2 protein-coding genes are annotated in these 1,267 nt (G+C 62.3%); both read right to left on the reverse strand.

Going from position 1 to position 1,267, the window contains the following annotated elements:
* Positions 1-12: 12 nt before the first annotated feature.
* On the reverse strand, positions 13-912 hold the full coding sequence (locus B9A24_RS00070; RefSeq protein WP_084442960.1) for an IS3 family transposase: 900 nt from the start codon (positions 910-912) through the stop codon (positions 13-15).
* The coding region (locus tag B9A24_RS00075) for a transposase (RefSeq protein ID WP_234996877.1) at positions 909-1,267 on the reverse strand (359 nt) is incomplete at its 5' end. The genes B9A24_RS00075 and B9A24_RS00070, both read right to left, overlap by 4 nt.

A 1,267-nucleotide genomic window follows, 5' to 3' on the forward strand; every position in this document is an offset into this window, starting at 1 on the left:
GAGGTGGTCCGTTTAGGCTGGACAGTTTAGGGCGTTAAGTTGAAGAAACTGTTGGTGAGCGATATACGGCGTTTGGTAGTCGATACTAGAGTGCAGGCGCTCGTGATTGTAATAGTCAAAATACTCCGCGACGCTGGCTTGCGCGTCGGCCAGGTTAGCAAAAACGGGTCGCTCGCGTAGCTCGAGCACTTCCGTTTTGAGGCGGGACCACAGGCTCTCGGCTTGCGCGTTGTCGTAGCAGTCGCCGCGTCGGCTCTGCGAGCGTACGGCCCCGTAATCGTGCAGCAGTTGCCGGTAAACGTTGCCGCAGTATTGCCCGCCGCGGTCGGAGTGCACGAGCAGATCCGGCGTCGGCGGCTGGGCCCAAAAAGCGCGTTGTAAAGCCTTGGTGACCAGCTCTTCGGGCATGGTGGCGCCGACCTGCCAGCCCACCACCTGCTTGCTGGCCACATCCTGAAAGGCGCACAGATACGCCCAGTCGCCGGTGGCTAAGGGCAGATACGTGATATCACTGACCCAGACCCGATTCGCTTGGGTGGGCTTGGGCTGGTCGAGCAACCGGTTCGGGGCGCAGCGTAGCCCGTGGGTCGAGTCGGTCGTGCGCGGGGTATAGGCCTTGGGTTGCAGCGCATGCAGACCCCGACGGCGCATGGCCGCGCGCAGGCGCTGACGACCCACGCGGTAGCCCTTGCGGCGCAAGGCGACCTGGAGTCGACGGGTGCCGTAGCGGCGTTTATGGCGGCCAAACACCTTCACAAGCGCCGTTTCCCAAGCGGGCGTACCCTGCGTTACCGCTTGTTGTTGCGCCTGTTGCCACGCGTAATACCCACTGACGACCACACCCAGCACCTGGCACAGCAGGCGCACGGGGTAGTACTCCCGCTGCCCCTCGATAAAGCGATAGCGGCTCATTGGTCCGGGGTGTGTGAAAAGATGGCGATGGCTTTTTTTAAAATATCCAACTCTTGCGCCTGTCGCCGAGCCAAGGCCCGCAGCTGGCGCAATTCGGCCGCCGTGGCCGGGTCCAGTTCCGCACCCCGGGCCGCCGCCACAGGGGTGAGCGCCTCTTTTTGCCACTTATAGAGCAGCTTGGGATTGATATTCAAGGTGCGGGCGGCCGCTTGCGTCGAGCGGCTTTCGCTGGCCAGGCGCAGGGCTTCGGCGCGGAAGGCGGCATCATAACGCCGGCGTTTGGCCGGTTGGGGACTGTCTTTCATGAGGAAGGAAAGATAAGACCCTATTCTGTCCAGATTTATCCGACCACCTC

The organism is Hymenobacter roseosalivarius DSM 11622 (genome assembly GCF_900176135.1).
In the GTDB taxonomy this organism is placed as follows: Bacteria; Bacteroidota; Bacteroidia; order Cytophagales; family Hymenobacteraceae; genus Hymenobacter; species Hymenobacter roseosalivarius.